A 15,899-nucleotide genomic window follows, 5' to 3' on the forward strand; every position below is an offset into this window, starting at 1 on the left:
TCTTCACTTTCGAATTGAAAAGAATTGGGGTGAGCAATTTATGCAGAGATCGACGAGCCGTGCGATGCACCCGCCGTGGAGTCGCCGCTTCGAGCGATGATCGAATCTGCAACACGCAACGCGTTCGCCGCGATCGACAGCGCCGGATTCATCACCGGGAGCGACGGAAAGAAGGAGGAGTCGACGACATACAGGTTGTCGACATCGTGTGCCTGGCAACTCGGATCGAGGACCGATGTAGCCGGGTCGGTACCGAGCCGAACGGTTCCGGCCTGATGCGAGTTCACCTCTATCCCGGTTCCTTCACTGATGACCACCGGAAATCCGATCTTGCGAAGCATTTTTCGCGTCTCGCGAACCAGAACCTCGTGTGCCCGGACGTTATTCGGTTCCCACGCGATCTGGATACGCCCTCCGGGAGTCAGCGTGACACGATTTTCAGGGTTGGGCAGATCCTCCGTGAACAGCCACCAATCGGTACTACGGTTCGTGGCAAGGCTCAACGCCCATTTGGGGATGTGGGGCCGTTGCCCCTTGATCATCTCCGCCTGGAGCTTCCCGATCAGTTGCACGTGGCCCAGCGGATACGGATGATCGTCAGTGCCACGCAGGTAGAAGTCGTTGAAGTACAACGTCTTTTGAAACTCGGACTTGTTCTTCTTGAGTGGGTCGATGGCCACCATGATCGAGTTCATGTGCACCATGTAGTTACGACCGACCATTCCGGAGGAATTTGCGAGCCCGTCAGGATGGACAGACGTGGCCGAACGTAGCAGCAGCGCTGCAGAATTGACCGCACCACAGGAGATTACGACCGTATCCGCACGTACGGTGGAGGTGACGCCGCGATGGGTCACTTCGACGCCTGATGCTCGACGTCCGGAATCGTCGGTCAGCACCTTCTCCACGTACCCGTTCGTGACGATTTCGACGTTGCCCGAATCGAGTGCGGGTCGCACGCAACAGACGTCGGCATCCGATTTCGCCAAGGTACGGCAAGGGAACCCGTCGCATGTCTTGCATCGAATACATGACCCACCCTGCCGAAGGTCGACCCCGAGCGGGAGATTGGAAGGGGTGAAACCCGCCTTACGCATATCGTCGGCGACCTGCTGTATCGCTGGCTCGTGCCCTACGGGAGGGTACGGAAACGGTTCGTTGCGTGGCAACGTCGGGTCGTCGGTGTGGTCGCCGTGAACCTTGTACACCTGCTCGGCACGTGCGTAGTAGGGTTCGAGATCGTCGTACGAGAACGGCCATGCCGGCGATTCACCGTCGTGATGCCGTGAGGACTGAAAATCCTCTCGCCTGAACCTGACCAGCGAGCCACCGTAGAATTTGGTGTTTCCGCCGACGTAATAGTAGGTGCCGGGGGCGAACTCCCGCCCTTCGGTGTCGACCCATTTTTCGGCGTTCTTGTACCGATCTTTCTCGAACACCGCTCGGGGGTCCCAATTCTGACGTTCCTGTGGAAGGAAGTCTCCCCTCTCGATCAAGAGCACATCGAGGCCGGAATCCTTGAGAGCGTATGCCATCGTTCCACCCCCCATTCCGCTTCCCACGACGATGACGTCGTAGTTGCTCTTACAGGGGGGATGACTGTCCATTCGTGTCTTTTCGAACATGGTTTCCGTCTCCTGGCTGGCTTGACGCTGTACGTCCTTGAACCGTGCCGACTCAGCTTCTGTCAATCCTGACGCAACAGGACTGCAAGTAGTTATACGTATCACTAAACGATACCGCCCACATGTGCGGTGTCAACCGCCCTGAAGACCTGGTCAGGTCGACGGGACGAGCGGATCGAAATCGGGAGCCGACACGATCGCAGTTCGTGCCAAATTCGCAGGCTCCATGATCGCGTCCAAATCCTCCTTGCCCAACAACCCGCGTTCGAGCACCAACTCCACGACGGTGCGACCGGAAGCAAGCGCGTCCGCCGCCAATTCCGTCGCGGCTGTGTAGCCGATGTAGGGATTGAGCGCGGTCACGACACCGATCGAAGCCGCGACCGTTCGTTCGAGATGCGCGACGTTGGCGGTAATGCCGATCACGCATCGCTCGCGCAACACAGTGCAGCCCCGCGTGAGGAGTTCTGCAGTCTCGAACAGGCTGTGTGCAATGACAGGTTCGAATGCGTTGAGCTGCAGTTGACCCGCCTCGGCAGCCATGGTGATGGTCAGATCGTTTCCCACCACCCGGTAGGCAATCTGATTGACCACTTCGGGAATGACCGGATTGACCTTGCCAGGCATGATCGACGAACCCGCCTGCACCGCAGGTAAATTGATCTCACCCAGCCCTGCGCGTGGGCCCGAGGACAGCAATCTCAGATCGTTGCAGATCTTGGACAGCTTGACCGCAGTGCGCTTGAGCACTCCCGACAACTGAACGAAGGCCCCGACGTCCTGGGTTGCTTCGATGAGATCCGATGCCGTCGAGATGTCGAGACCGGTGATCGACACCAGGTGCTCACGCACACGTCTGGCGTACTCCGGGTGCGCATTGAGACCGGTGCCTATCGCCGTCCCTCCCAGGTTGATCTCCGAGATCAACCGAGCGGCCTCTTCCAGTCTCTGAGAGTCCTCCTTGATCATCACGGCGAACGTGACGATCTCTTGACCGAGAGTCATCGGGACCGCGTCTTGCAACTGAGTCCGTCCGACCTTGAGCACGTGGGAGAACTCGGCTGCTTTCTCCGCGAATGCGCCTGCAAGTTCGTCCATCGCACCTCGAAGCCTGGTGACCGCACCTTGCAAGCCGATTTTGATCGCGGTGGGGTAGACGTCGTTGGTGCTCTGACTCATGTTGACGTGTTCGAGAGGATGGAGGAATTGGTACTGCCCCCGTTCGCGGCCGAGCATTTCGAGCGCGCGGTTCGCGACCACTTCGTTGGCGTTCATGTTCGAGGACGTGCCGGCACCACCCTGAATGACGTCGACGACGAACTGGTCGGCGAACCTGCCCGCGCGAATCTCCTTACAAGCTTGCTCGATCGCTGTTGCATGCTCGGGCGAGAGGATTCCGAGGTCGGCGTTCGCCCGAGCCGCGGCCTGCTTGACCGCGGCCAACGCCGATACCATGTCCGGGTGGACCGAGAGAGGAATACCGGTGATCGGGAAGTTCTCCAGTGCCCTCAGCGTGTGGATGCCGTAGTAGGCCTCCGCAGGCACTTCACGATCACCGAGCAGGTCGTGCTCGATGCGCATCGTCATTTGAGGTTTGCCGCCACCGGGATCTCGCCCCACGGTAGTTCGGCTCCACCGAACTTCGCCGCACGCAGGTCACCTGAACGGGCGTGGCCTTCGAAGCGTTCCAATCGGGACAGTCGCGCAGCGATCTCGCCGATCCTGGCGCTCGCCGCCGGATCGCGCACCTCCTGGAAAGTGAGGGTTTTGAGGAACTTCCCTACCCAGAGCCCTCCGGTGTAGCGCGCAGCGCCAAGAGTAGGAAGTACATGGTTGGTCCCGATCACTTTGTCGCCGTATGGAACACACGTTCCTTCCCCGAGGAAAAGGGCACCGTAGTTGCTCATGTTGTCGAGCGCTTCACGCGGATTCTGCGTCAGGATCTGTACGTGCTCGGAGGCAAACTTGTCCGCGAGTTCATATGCTTCGGAGAGAGTCCCGACAACGTGGATCTGTCCATGGTCGCGCCAGGCAGGCCCGGCGATCGCGTTCGTCTCCAGACCGGGTAGCAATGCGTCGATGTGTTTGATCACCTCGTTGCCCACAGCCTCGGACGTCGTGATCAACACACACGGTGAATCCGGACCGTGTTCAGCCTGGCTGAGTAGATCCACTGCGATGGTGAACGGGTCGGCGCACTCGTCGGCAACGATCAGTGTTTCGGTGGGACCTGCAAAGAGATCGATTCCGACCTCACCGAAGAGTTGACGCTTTGCCTCTGCCACGTATGCGTTGCCCGGCCCCGTGAGGATCGAGACAGGATCGATCGTCTCGGTACCGAGAGCCAGCGCTGCAATCGCCTGTACGCCACCGAGCACGAAAATCTCGTCGGCCCCGGCGAGATGCATTGCGGTGATGCTGATCTGGGGCGGAAGCCCGTCATTCGGGGGCGTCGTAGCCGCGACGCGTTCGACGCCTGCGACCTTCGCGGTCAGCACCGTCATGTGCGCCGACGCTGTCAGCGGGTACCTGCCACCCGGAACGTAAGCTGCAGCCGCGTCGATCGGAATGTTCCGGTGCCCCAAGAACACGCCGGGCAGAGTCTCGACCTCGAGGTCTGTGATGGTGTCGCGCTGCGCCTGGGCGAAGTCGCGAATCTGACGCTGCGCGAACTGCAGGTCCTCGAGGACCGTTGTCGGGACGGACTTGACGATCTCGCGGATCTGATCTTCGTCGAGCCGGAACGAATCCGGTGACCACCGGTCGAAACGGTCAGAGTACTTGCGGACCGCGTCGTCACCGTTGGCACGAATGTCTGCGATCACACCCGCGACAGTGTCGACCACCGCCGGATTGCTGGCACGCTGCGCTGGTTCGCCGACTGCGGCTTTGAGAACGAACGACATTGGCGGGTTGCTCCTTCGAGGTGAGGCATGAAATCAAACTGATAGCCCTAGCTTTCCTGCGAAGTGATCCAGCGGACAGACACATAGGGGGAACCACTTCTGCCAAATTCTGCCCAATCCGTGCATGATATGCCGGTCGTTCGAAAGCTCACGGTCAGAGCAGGTGCAGCGCTCGCGCCTGCTCACAGTGGTCGATCAGCGGCTCACGCTTGCACGTTTTGGCGCTGTCGATATTTATCGCCACTTCGTAGTGTTGGCCTACAAGATTTCGTCCGCGCCGAACTCCTGACGTCGAGTCGGCCAATACCCGGAGCCGTCGTTGTCTATTCGACATCGTCGATGCCCGAGAAGGAATACTTCGATGAGCGAACAACCGCATCTCGTCTGGGGAATCGTCGGTGCGAGTGATATCGCCGAAACGCGAATGATTCCCGCACTGCGAAGGACCGGCCACCACATCAGTTCCGTGTACAGCGGAAATGCGGACCACGCCGAGCAGTACGCACGTCGGAACGAGATATCGAACCGAACGAACAAGCTGAACGATCTGCTCAGCGATCCCCTCATCGATGCGGTCTACATCTCCAGTGCAAATGATCGCCACCTCGAGCAGGTGTGCGCGGCGGCAGCAGCCGGAAAACACGTTCTCTGCGAGAAGCCGCTGTCGACGAGCATCGACAATGCGCGGAAGATGACCGCCGCTTGCCAATCCGCCGGCGTAGTCCTAGGTGTCAACCACCACCTGCCTGCCGCAGGTACGCACCAGGCCATTCGACGCACAGTGACGCGCGGCGACATAGGCCGGATTCTGTCGGTCAGTGTTCGCCACACGTCACTCCTACCCGAACGATTGCGAGGGTGGCGACTCGGTAGCGCGCCGGGATCAGGCGCCGTCATGGATCTTTCCTGCCACAACGCATCAGTCGTGAATCCGCTACTCGGCACAAGAGCACTGACGGCGAGCGCGATCACTGTGGCTCAAGGAGATTGGGTGACCGAAGCCGAAGATGCAGCCTCCTCGTCGATTCTCTACGAGAACAACGTCCTTGTACGATTCCACGACACTTTCACTACGCCATTCGCACCCACGTATGTGGAGGTGCACGGGACAGCCGGCAGCCTTCATGCAGCCGACGTCATGACTCCGGAACCCATCGGGTCGGTCGTTCTGCACGATCGCCGGGGATCACACGAGATCGATGTCGAAGACCGCCGGCACACGTACGACATCACGCTGGAACACTTCACCCGTGCCACGCGCGGTGACGGCCGACCAGTCGTCGACGGACTCGACGCGACCAACGCACTGGCAGTGAGCATCTCGATACTCGAGTCGGCCAGGACGGCTAGCCGGGTCACAGTCGACTTCTGTGGACAGTAGCCGTTCACAATTCACACTCGGAGCTGGTTCGATCCAAGGTAGAGGTTCATGAAACGTCCCACTGAACGTGACGAAAATTCGGATTGGAATAGATTCGCGATCCCACAATTCGTGGAACTTCTGCGGTCCGGTTCAGTTGGGCGCGGCCCGGCAATCGTAGGGATCGATGGGAGGGGTGGTTCCGGCAAGTCGACGCTGGCCGCACTGTTATCGGCAAACTGCACAGGGACGGTCATCGTGCACACAGATGACATCGCGTGCAGTCGAACATTTTTTGGCTGGGATACCTTGCTCGCCAAGGAATTACTGGAACCTATACGGCGAGCTGGGCTTCCATTCACCTTCCGGTCGAACCACGACAAGCCTCGCGATATCGCTGTCTCTGACCAGACGACGTTGCTTCTCGTGGAAGGTGCCGGGTCGATCCGCCGTTCATTGCGGATGTTGTACGACGCGACAGTGTGGGTCGACACCGCACCGGAGACAGCGCGACAACGATTGGTCGAGCTCGGCGAGGATCCACAGGGCTATCACGACGACAGGATGATCGAAGAGAATTCGTTGCTGAACGCGGACCGCCCCTGGGCGCACGCAATGTTTCACGTGTCTGGAACCAACTCTGCGACCAACGGCACAGTCCTGGTGCGCCGAACATAACCGCGTCGACCTCGAACAGCATTGGCATCACGAGTCGTCCACGGGGTTGTCTACGACGGGTCGCTGCCCAGTTACGGCATATTCTCCTGTACAGAGCGACGGTGTCGCCAGCGATCGCGCGGCCCGATTCTGTACGAGTAGCAACCTGGATCAATCCGAGCCGAAACACACTACCGGGCACGGCGACCCGCGACGAAGGGTGAGATCGAGTCTCTCGGCGATATCGTGAGGCGCGAAAAGGGCCGAACCTGAATAGTTCTCGATCTCTTCCAGAGTCCACCATCTGAAACCGTGTAGGTGCTCATCGCGCAATTCTGCGTCGGTCAATGCCCCTCGTGGTTCGAATCCATGAACTCGAACCAGGAAATAGAAGTTGTCGACGCCGCTGAATCCGGGAAAGTGCTCTGGATCGATGATCGTTTGGCGCCAGACGAGCGGCTGCGTCGTGTGTAGTTCGAGCCCTACCTCTTCTCGAAGCTCTCGCTCGAGTGTGCCGCGTGGGGTCTCACGTTCCTCACAACGGCCACCGGGCGTGATCCAATAGGATTCATCGGATCTAGATCGAAAGTTGCACAACAGTATTCGATACGAATGATCCACGATCAGCGCTCGCGCAGAACGTCTGATCGACTCCGAAGGTCCGCCAGTGCTCATCCTGTTTCTTCCTCAAATCCCGAACAGAATTTCCTTCCGTTCGGTGACACAAGTGCGAGTACACCGGATTTCGATGTACTCGCACGTGGGCCACTGCTTGTTCGACCTCAGTGGGAGACCGTGTGATGCTCCGGCTTCAGAGCATTTCCCGTACGTTCAGTTTCCGAGTATCGCGGAACGGTTTTCATCAATACAGGACCGCCGACGGCGATGAGCAGGAGCAAGATTGCCGGCAGCGCCGGCATCCAGCCGATTCCGAATCCGTCGACGATGAGCGTGATCGCAGCCGGCCCGACGAGCATGCCGACGTAGCCGATCGCATTGACAATTCCGATGTTTCTTCCGGCGTTCTCGGGGTCACGACGGCCGGCAGCAGAGAGCATCAGCGGAGCCATGCATGCCAGCCCGAGCCCCAGGAGAACGAATCCCACCAGGGCGAACGGAGCTGACGCACCCCCGATCGCAAGCAAGGCACCGACGAATCCGATCACACCACTGACGGCCACGATGACGCGCGCACCGAAGTACTCGGCGAGCCGGTCACCGAAGAGGCGCCCCACGAATTGTGCACCGGAGTAGAAGGTCACAGCTGTCGCAGCCATACCAGCGCTGGTATCGGCATGGCGCCGGACGAACTCTTGTCCCCAGTCCAGAATTGCGCCTTCGCTGAGCATCGATGCCAGCATCAAGAGGCCGAATCCGGCCATGATCAGCAAAGTCGTCGTCGACGCCGATCTCCCGGTTGTCGATTGCTTCCCGAGAACGGCTGCGGCATCCGGGGGTAGCAGCTCATCGCGAGTCAACAACCAGCGACCGAACACAGCTCCGAGAACCGACATCGTGACACCGATCGAGATGTAGGCCACCGCGGGGCTCTCGACATAGTGACGGGCGATTGCACTGGCCACCAGGCCGATGACGAATCCGCCTGCCGGATAGGCCGCGTGGAACGCAGACATGATGGGCCTGCCGTAGTAACGCTCCACCTGCACACCGTGTGTGTTGAAGGCGGTGTCGAAGGCACCTCTCAACAAGCCGATCATCACGCCGAGGAACATTGCGCTGGCAATACCCTGCAAGAACGCGAACGGGATATACATCAACGGGTAGATGATCATCGTGGGCATACAGGTGGCTCGCGGACCGTACCTGTCGACGAACGGCCCGATGAGGAAGCAGCCGACTGCAGCGCCGACGCCGATCGCCAATGCCACCAGCCCGAAATTCGAGTCTCCGCCCTCCCCCGACCACCCCAGGTGAGCACGGAGCGCAGTGGTGTTCGTCGACCACGTGAGCATGACCGCTCCCAATTGCGCGAATCCGAAGAATGTCGCAACCCGGGCAAGCCGAATTCGCTGGAGGCTCAGCGCCGGCCGGTCTTCCGAAATGTTCGTAGTCATTGTGAGTCCTCAATCTGCACACGCGTGCCCCTCAATAGGGTTGCGAGGCACGTCATGTACTGCAATCAGCGTTGTCCAAATCACGTTACGGAGTCGCCATCACAACAACGATGCGCAGTGCGAGAACTAATTCACCATAAATATGCACATATCGCGCACATCCTAGGCCAAACAGTCCCCGCAGCCGCACGCCCGCCAGGTCGACACTGCGCACTGCATCATTGCGCGTAACGACACCGGGGGATAACATTCACCAGTCTCGTGCGGTTAAACGTATCACCGCACGTGGAAGAGTCAATACGGCAAGAATCAGCGCACTGGTAATCGATCGACCGAGCCGTATGCCCGAAGGTGAGCCTCGTGCCGGTGTAAAAGTCGCTACAGCGAGCCTGCACTGTTTTGCAACGACGCGTGGACGGTCACCCGCGAGACCGCACTCGCAAGCCTCCTGGCCGGCGCTGACCGCCTACTGATCCCCGGCGGCGATGAAGTCGCCACTGTCGCAAAGTCGTTGGCCGCCGCGGCCGTCCGGAATCCGATAGTTGGAGAACGCCTTCGCAACGCAGCAAACCGTGTCCGCGCGCTGGTCAATGCGACCGACCTATGCGATTTCCCAGGCAAACAAAAGCGAGGTTGAACGCGTCGTGGCCGACACCAAACGCTGGCGACCGCCTACCGCGACACTGCACACAGCAGTTACTCCCCCACCCGCTTCGCCCCCACAGTCACTCCCCCACCCGCTTCGCCCCCACCATCCGACGCGCTATCTCCAGATACCTCTCCACCAACTCGTCCGGAGACAACTCACCGTCCGGTCGGTACCACACCGCGACGGCGACGCACATCGTCACGACAGCTCGGCTGGCATCCTCGGGATGGTCGGCCTCGAACACGCCCGAAGCAACGCCGTCGAGGACGATCCGGTCCACTTGCTTCTGCTGTTCGTCGCGCTGCGCGATGTAACCAGCCCGGCTGTCGGGCTCCATGCTGCGGATCTCGGAGGAGGCGACGAACGACTGCTCGCGTCGAAACATGTGGAACCGCAACAGAGATTCGATCACCGCGTCGAAGCGATCAGAGGGATCGTCCCCTGCGTCGAGTTCGGCGGCGCGGCTTCGCTCCAACAACTCCGTCATCACCACGGTCGCCAGACCGATCAACAGAGCCTGCTTGGACGGGTAGTGATGGTAGAGCCCCGGCACCGACAGCCCGGACCGCGACGCGACGTCACGGATCGAAGTCCCGTGATAGCCCTGCTCGACGAACGCCTCCAGCGCCGCAGCGAGCGGTTTCGGTAGTCCCAGGTCTTCGTAATCGCGCCAGGACCCGCGTACCGGAAGCTCGTTCGTCATACCGATACCGTAGATCGCCGTTGCGCCGCCGCCGAACGCGTCGGTGCCATTGGTTACAGTCGATGTTCACCGAAAGACAGGGACCAGTCATGATCCATGTTCGCCACTCCGCGGTTGCTGCCGTGCCGGTTGATGTCGCCTTCGACTACATCGACGACTACCGCAACGTCCCGACGTGGATGTTCGGTGTTTCCGAGTTCACACCGTTCGGAGAGTTCGATCAGGGGCTCGGCGCCACGTTCGACGCGGCCATGCAGATCGGGCCAAGCACGTTGCGCTCCAAGCTCGAGGTCACAGAGTGGGAGAAGAATCGGATCATCAAGCTGTCTTCGCTCGGCGGTGTATCCAACTCGTCCACGTGGGAGTTCGCCGCGATCGACGATTCCAAGACCGAGCTTTCCGTCGACTTCGCCTACAAACTCCCCGGCGGCATTGCCGGCAAAGCTCTCGGCCGCTTGATCGGGCCGTTCGTCGAAAACGCTGTCAGGAACAGCGAGGAGACGTTGCGCCACAGCCTCGAGCAGCAGTTCGCGGCCCGCGGCGAAGGCTGAAACTACCCGCGGTCGCCTTCGAGGCCCAGCGCGTTGGCCCACACCTGAGTAGCCGTCTTGACGACGTCCTCGAACGGGACGGGGTTGCCGTCGGCGCCAGGTTCCTCGGAGACGAACGAACTGTAGGCAAGACGGCTCACCATCGCCGACAGTGCTCGGGAAGCCAACAGCGGATCCAACGAGCCGTCTGCCTTGCCAGCTGCTTGCAAGCGTTCGATGGCTCGGGCATTACGAGAAATGAAGGTCTCGGCTCGGTCCCGACGCAGTTTCGCGAAGGCCGGATCGATGTGCGATACCTGCTCGAGCAGACCCATCAGTTTGGCGTTGCGGCGAAACGCCGTCAGGTAGGCACGGTTGCTCGATTCGAGGACCGCATACGGATTGTCGACGTCGCGGACCCGTCCCATGCCGGGGTGCAACATGTCTTCCTGCGCAACGTCGAGAACTGCGGCGAAGATCTGCTCTTTGTTGTCGAAGTAGGTGTAGAACGTGCCGGTGGAGCAGTTCGCTTCCTTGGTGATGTCCGTCAGACGGGCATCGAGATACCCTGCGCGCTCGAACACCGTTCGAGCCGCTGCGACCAGAGAAGCCCTGGTCCGGACGCCGCGGGCAGTCACCGGCAGGTCACGCAGAAGCTCCGTCGCAGCCATGGATGGTGGCGGACGGTCTTCCCAGTTCTCCTGAGGTTCGGCGCGAGAGGTCACCAGCTACTTATACGGCAAAGCCGGCGACATCTCGGCATCGGCGTCAGGTGATGGTGATTCCTCCGTCGACGGCGATGGTCTGACCGGTGACGTATCCGCCTGCCTCGGACGCGAGCCACACCATGGTGGCCGCGAGCTCTTCAGGATCGCCCATGCGGCCGAGGATCAGGCGCGGAGCCATCGCGTCCAAGTAGCCGTCGTTGTATTGGTCGGTCATTTCCGACTTGAAGAAGCCTGGCGCGATCGCGTTGACGCGAATGCCCTTGCGCGTTCCCCACTGCTGTGCGAGGTCACGGGTCAATCCGACGACGCCTGCCTTGCTCGCCGCATAGGCGGCCTGTGGGAGTCCGGCGGTCGTCAATCCGAGAATGCTCGAGATGTTGACGATGGAGCTGCCCGGGAGCATGACGCGGCCGCAGGCCTGTGCTGCCCAGTAGGACCCATTGAGGTTGATGTCGATGACGGCGCGGAACTGGTCCGGGGTCTCACGGGTCGCCGGAACAGCGGTTCCGACGCCGGCGTTGTTGACCAGTACGTCCACGCGGCCGAACTTCTCCATCGCGGCGTCGACCATGTTCTGAGCCTGAGCCGGATCGACGATGTCGGTGGCCACGCACAACGCTTCGCGGCCTGCGTCACGCACGAGCTTGGCCGTGTCTTCGAGCTTGTCGACGCGGCGAGCAGCGAGGACGACGTCCGCACCCGCCTCTGCTGCGGCTTTCGCAAACGCCACCCCGAGGCCCGACGACGCACCGGTCACGATGACCACTCGATCGGTCAGAGAGAACTTGTCGAGAACAGACATGCGCGGTGATGCTCCTGTGTCGTCGGGTTCGGGAAGTGACGTATGGACTGCAGTGACGTATCGACTGCAGTGACATATGGACTGCAGTGACATATGGACTGCAGTTGCGAAATTACAGGCCGAGATCGCGGCCGATGAGTTCCTTCATGATTTCGTTGGATCCGGCCCAGATCTTGGTGACGCGGGCGTCCATCCACGCGCGAGCGGCGCGGTACTCGGTCATGAAGCCGTAGCCGCCGTGCAACTGAACACAGTGATCGAGGACCTCGTTCTGAACCTGCGCGGTCCACCACTTCGCCTTGGCGGCGTCGATGGCGGTCAGCTCGCCGGCAGCGTGTGCTGCGACGCAGTTGTCGACGTAAGCCTGGGTGACCTCGATGCGGGTCACGAGATCCGCGAGAAGGAATTTGTTCCACTGCAGCGAGCCGATCGGCTGACCGAAAGCCTTGCGGTCCTTGGCATATTGCAGCGTCTCTTCGAGGATCGGAGCAGCGTGCGCGATGTTGGACACCGCAGCGCCGACGCGCTCCTGCGGCAGCATTTCCATCATGTGGATAAAGCCGCGGTCGATCTCACCGATGATGTTGGTGGACGGCACGCGAACGTTCTCGAAGAACAGTTCGGCGGTATCGGACTCGTGCTGGCCGACCTTGTCGAGCTTGCGTCCGCGCTCGAAACCTTCCATGCCGGTTTCGACGGCAAAGAGCGTGATGCCCTTGGACTTCTTCTCGGGACTGGTCCGCGCCGCCACGATCACGAGATCAGCGTTGTAGCCGTTGGTGATGAAGGTCTTGGAGCCGTTGATGATCCAGTCGTCGCCGTCCTTGACCGCAGTGGTCTTGAGCGAGGCGAGGTCGGATCCGCCGGAAGGCTCGGTCATGCCGATGGCCGTCAGCATCTCACCGGTGCAGAACTTGGGCAGCCAACGCTGCTTCTGCTCTTCGGTGGTGAGCTGAACGAGGTACGGAGCAACGACGTCGGCATGGATGCCGAAGCTCGAGGCAACAGCTGCACTGGCACGCGAGAGTTCTTCGGCCAGAACAGCGTTGAAGCGGTAGTCGCCGGCTTCGCTTCCGCCGTACGCCTCTGGAACCTCGAGTCCGAGGAAGCCGTTGCGTCCCGCTTCGAGCCAGATTTCACGATCGATGAAGCGCTGGTCGATCAGCTTCTCTGCGACCGGAAGGATGTTCCGGTTGACGAATTCGCGGGCAGATTCGCGAAATGCCTCGTGATCGGGTCCGTACAGAGTGCGACGCATGACGAGTTGCTTCCTTTCGGCGTGGCAATGCCACACGTAACGATGTTCCTAAGCATCCGCTTAGAATCTAAGCATCTGCTTATAGTGAATCGAGAGCGGGATATTGTCAACATCGAAATCCGTCACACCTGGAGGAAACCGTGAGCGATTCACCTGACGTGGTGATCAGCCCCTCCAAAGCTGCGGCCCGTATCCGCGCGGCAGCCGTGGACGCTTTTGCCTCCGCGGGCTACGGCGGCACCACCACCCGTGACATCGCCGCACGACTCGACATGAGTCCCGCCGCCATGTACCCGCACTATCGCTCGAAAGAAGAGCTGCTTTTCGCGATCAGCTTCGAAGGGCACACCGAAGCGTTGAAGGTGGTCGAGGGCGCCGACAGACCGGGTGAAGAGCCGTCCGTTCGCCTCCAGGAACTGGTCAGCACCTTCGCCAGTTGGCAGGCCGGGCACCACTCACTCGCTCGCGTCGTCCAATACGAACTCACTGCACTCACACCAGAGCACTACCGAACCGTCGTCGCGCTTCGCCGCAGCACGACGCGGGTGGTCCGGGAGGTTGTCGACGCCGGCGTCCAGTCGGGCGACTTCACGATCCCCGATGCCGAAGGCGTCACCCTCGCCTTGATGTCCCTGTGCGTCGACGTGTGCCGCTGGTTCCCGGCCGGCAATTACACGAATCCGGAAGACATTGGAAAACTGTACGGAGACCTGGCATTGAGGATGGTGGGCGCCGCCTGAATCAGGTGACACCGACCGCAGAAAGGACTCGGCCAGTGGCCAACCGCACCTATCTCTACTCGACCCCTGTTGCTCCGCATGAGAATCCGGCTGCCGCTCGCGCCCGAGGTCTCACCGGTATCTCCGAGTGGTCGTACGCGATTCCGCTGGTCCCGAGGATCCTTGTGTCCGTGAATCCCTTCGCCCACCAGTCGGTCATCTGGGACGACACCCCAGACCTGATCGCGGTCACCGCGGCCTGTGGTCCTGGTATCGCCCGGCTCGAAGACTTCCTCGGCAGAATCGATCACCCCGAACTCGGCACGATGGCCGGCGATGCGCTGCGTTTCCTGCGCAGCCACACCGAGCCCGACCACTACTTCGTCCTCGAGTGTGGCGAGATCTTCGACATGGACGACGAACCGTTCGCCGAACAGGGCACGGCCCTGATGACCGGTCTGGCGGACATCGACGCCGAGATGGAGGCGGCGCTGGCCACACTCGCACCCGCCAAGCCGCGCTTCTGGGAGCGGCTGTTCACGCCGACTCAGGAGAGCGTCGAGGAACCGCTACGCGAGCTCGGCCTCGGTTACTGGTCCGAGACCCTGTACTTCGATCTCGACGTCCCGCAATAACCACCGATCAGTCAGAGATCTCACCGAGCCGACGCTCCAAGTAGGCCCGCTCCGGTTCCGTACCAACCAGATTCAGCGCACGTCGGTATGCAGACATTGCCGCGTCGGTGCGCCCCAACCGCGCGAGCAGTTCGGCGCGCGCGAGGTGATACGGGTGGTAGTCGGCAAGTTTGGGCTCCGCTGCCAGTTCTTCCAAAGCTGCCAGCCCAACCTCCTCGCCGTCGCGCATCGCCAGCGCCACTGCCCTGTTGACTGCGACGACAGGCGAAGGCGTCAACGTGAGGAGCACTCCGTAGAGCGCGCAGATCTGCGGCCAGTCGGTGCTCTCCACATCCGCCGCCTCGTCATGCAATGCGGCGATGGCAGCCTGCACCCCGTACGGCCCCGGCGCTCCCCCGGTCAACGCGACCACGACGAGGTCGCTGCCTTCCTCGATCATCGGCTGGTCCCAGCACCCGCGATCCTGATCTTCGAGGAGGACGATCCCGCCACCGGCGTCGGTACGGGCATCCCGACGCGCGTGGACGAGGAGCATCAACGCCAGCAACCCGGCGATCTCGCGCTCATCGGGAAGCAAAGCGCGCAAGATCCTCGCCAGCCTGATTGCCTCTACCGCCAAGTCGACGCGTTGCAGATCCGGACCCGAACTGGCGGCATACCCTTCGGTGAACACCGAATAGATCACCTGCAGAACACCGGGCAGACGCTCCGGGAGTTCTTCGGCGCTGGGAGTTCGGAAGGGAATCCGAGCCTGACGTATCTTCTTCTTCGCACGCACGATCCGCTGCGCCATGGTCGCCGAAGGCACGAGGAAGGCCCGAGCAACCTCGGGCGTCGTCAACCCTCCGAGGCAACGCAAGGTGAGTGCGATTCGGTCGTCCTCGGCCAGCGCTGGGTGCGAGCAGGTGAAGAACAGCTGCAACCGCTCGTCGGGAAGTTCTCCGTCGACCGTGGGCGGCGCCGGATCGGCACGATCGGCGTCCACCTGCATCACCGCCAATCGCGCCGCATAGGCCTGATCACGACGAAGCCTGTCGACGGCTTTGCGACGCGCCGTGGTCAGCAGCCAGGCGCCGGGTTTGGCCGGCACTCCGTCCACCGGCCAGTGCACCAACGCGGCCTCGACGGCTTCGGAGGTAACTTCCTCGGCCAGATCCAGATCACCGAAACGGCGGACGAGCGAGGCCAAGAGTCGTCCACGTTCCTCCCGGAACACTGACTCGATGGAGTTCTCGGCCTGCTCGTCCACGGC

The 15,899-nt window shown here is 61.2% G+C and carries 14 protein-coding genes; 5 read left to right on the forward strand and 9 right to left on the reverse strand.

Going from position 1 to position 15,899, the window contains the following annotated elements; genetic code table 11:
* Positions 1 to 38: 38 nt before the first annotated feature.
* The 3 genes from FEZ59_RS11075 to hisD form a co-directional block, all read right to left on the reverse strand.
* Positions 39 to 1,625, reverse strand: coding sequence for a GMC family oxidoreductase (locus tag FEZ59_RS11075; RefSeq protein ID WP_029537086.1), 1,587 nt, complete (start codon positions 1,623 to 1,625; stop codon positions 39 to 41).
* 153 nt (positions 1,626 to 1,778) lie between these two features.
* Positions 1,779 to 3,212 carry an aspartate ammonia-lyase gene (locus FEZ59_RS11080; RefSeq protein WP_019745471.1) on the reverse strand — a complete coding sequence of 478 codons (1,434 nt, stop codon included), beginning with the start codon at positions 3,210 to 3,212 and terminating at the stop codon, positions 1,779 to 1,781.
* Entirely contained in the window at positions 3,209 to 4,531 is a 1,323-nt protein-coding gene (hisD, locus tag FEZ59_RS11085; protein ID WP_097386816.1) for a histidinol dehydrogenase, read from the reverse strand. The genes FEZ59_RS11080 and hisD overlap by 4 nt, the downstream gene beginning before the upstream one ends.
* Positions 4,532 to 4,892: 361 nt before the next feature.
* Here hisD and FEZ59_RS11090 point away from each other — a divergent pair, with 361 nt between their 5' ends.
* Together FEZ59_RS11090 and FEZ59_RS11095 are read left to right on the forward strand one after the other, a co-directional pair.
* Entirely contained in the window at positions 4,893 to 5,912 is a 1,020-nt protein-coding gene (locus FEZ59_RS11090; RefSeq protein WP_021331882.1) for a Gfo/Idh/MocA family oxidoreductase, read from the forward strand.
* Between the two features lie 405 nt (positions 5,913 to 6,317).
* On the forward strand, positions 6,318 to 6,569 hold the full coding sequence (locus FEZ59_RS11095) for a hypothetical protein (protein ID WP_133727159.1): 252 nt from the start codon (positions 6,318 to 6,320) through the stop codon (positions 6,567 to 6,569).
* Between the two features lie 761 nt (positions 6,570 to 7,330).
* Here FEZ59_RS11095 and FEZ59_RS11105 read toward each other — a convergent pair.
* Both FEZ59_RS11105 and FEZ59_RS11110 read right to left on the reverse strand, forming a co-directional pair.
* On the reverse strand, positions 7,331 to 8,623 hold the full coding sequence (locus FEZ59_RS11105) for an MFS transporter (protein ID WP_080909893.1): 1,293 nt from the start codon (positions 8,621 to 8,623) through the stop codon (positions 7,331 to 7,333).
* A 725-nt stretch (positions 8,624 to 9,348) separates the two neighbouring features.
* Positions 9,349 to 9,975 carry a TetR/AcrR family transcriptional regulator gene (locus tag FEZ59_RS11110; protein WP_030536574.1) on the reverse strand — a complete coding sequence of 209 codons (627 nt, stop codon included), beginning with the start codon at positions 9,973 to 9,975 and terminating at the stop codon, positions 9,349 to 9,351.
* An 89-nt stretch (positions 9,976 to 10,064) separates the two neighbouring features.
* Between FEZ59_RS11110 and FEZ59_RS11115 the strand changes: the two genes are divergently transcribed.
* Positions 10,065 to 10,526 (forward strand): SRPBCC family protein, encoded by a 462-nt coding sequence (locus FEZ59_RS11115; protein ID WP_019745480.1) that lies wholly within the window; start codon positions 10,065 to 10,067, stop codon positions 10,524 to 10,526.
* A 2-nt stretch (positions 10,527 to 10,528) separates the two neighbouring features.
* On the opposite strand, the gene FEZ59_RS11120 is transcribed toward FEZ59_RS11115, so the two are convergent.
* The 3 genes from FEZ59_RS11120 to FEZ59_RS11130 all read right to left on the reverse strand — a co-directional run bounded on the left by FEZ59_RS11120 (position 10,529) and on the right by FEZ59_RS11130 (position 13,293).
* Positions 10,529 to 11,176 carry a TetR/AcrR family transcriptional regulator gene (locus FEZ59_RS11120; protein WP_019745481.1) on the reverse strand — a complete coding sequence of 216 codons (648 nt, stop codon included), beginning with the start codon at positions 11,174 to 11,176 and terminating at the stop codon, positions 10,529 to 10,531.
* A gap of 97 nt (positions 11,177 to 11,273) precedes the next feature.
* Complete coding sequence (locus tag FEZ59_RS11125) at positions 11,274 to 12,035, reverse strand: SDR family oxidoreductase (protein ID WP_003939707.1); 762 nt, start codon at positions 12,033 to 12,035, stop codon at positions 11,274 to 11,276.
* 112 nt (positions 12,036 to 12,147) lie between these two features.
* Positions 12,148 to 13,293: an acyl-CoA dehydrogenase family protein gene (locus tag FEZ59_RS11130; protein ID WP_007730036.1), complete on the reverse strand. Its 1,146-nt coding sequence runs from the start codon at positions 13,291 to 13,293 to the stop codon at positions 12,148 to 12,150.
* Positions 13,294 to 13,433: 140 nt separating this feature from the next.
* Here FEZ59_RS11130 and FEZ59_RS11135 point away from each other — a divergent pair, with 140 nt between their 5' ends.
* Together FEZ59_RS11135 and FEZ59_RS11140 are read left to right on the forward strand one after the other, a co-directional pair.
* Positions 13,434 to 14,033 carry a TetR/AcrR family transcriptional regulator gene (locus FEZ59_RS11135; RefSeq protein WP_020970923.1) on the forward strand — a complete coding sequence of 200 codons (600 nt, stop codon included), beginning with the start codon at positions 13,434 to 13,436 and terminating at the stop codon, positions 14,031 to 14,033.
* Between the two features lie 35 nt (positions 14,034 to 14,068).
* The gene (locus FEZ59_RS11140) at positions 14,069 to 14,647 is read left to right on the forward strand and encodes a hypothetical protein (RefSeq protein ID WP_134998882.1); all 579 of its coding nucleotides are present in this window, start codon (positions 14,069 to 14,071) and stop codon (positions 14,645 to 14,647) included.
* A gap of 7 nt (positions 14,648 to 14,654) precedes the next feature.
* Here FEZ59_RS11140 and FEZ59_RS11145 read toward each other — a convergent pair whose 3' ends face one another.
* Positions 14,655 to 15,896 carry an RNA polymerase sigma factor gene (locus FEZ59_RS11145; RefSeq protein WP_080909891.1) on the reverse strand — a complete coding sequence of 414 codons (1,242 nt, stop codon included), beginning with the start codon at positions 15,894 to 15,896 and terminating at the stop codon, positions 14,655 to 14,657.
* Between the last annotated feature and the right edge of the window lie 3 nt (positions 15,897 to 15,899).

The sequence above is a fragment of the Rhodococcus sp. MS13 genome, assembly GCF_013277835.1.
Lineage (GTDB): Bacteria > Actinomycetota > Actinomycetes > Mycobacteriales > Mycobacteriaceae > Rhodococcus_F > Rhodococcus_F erythropolis.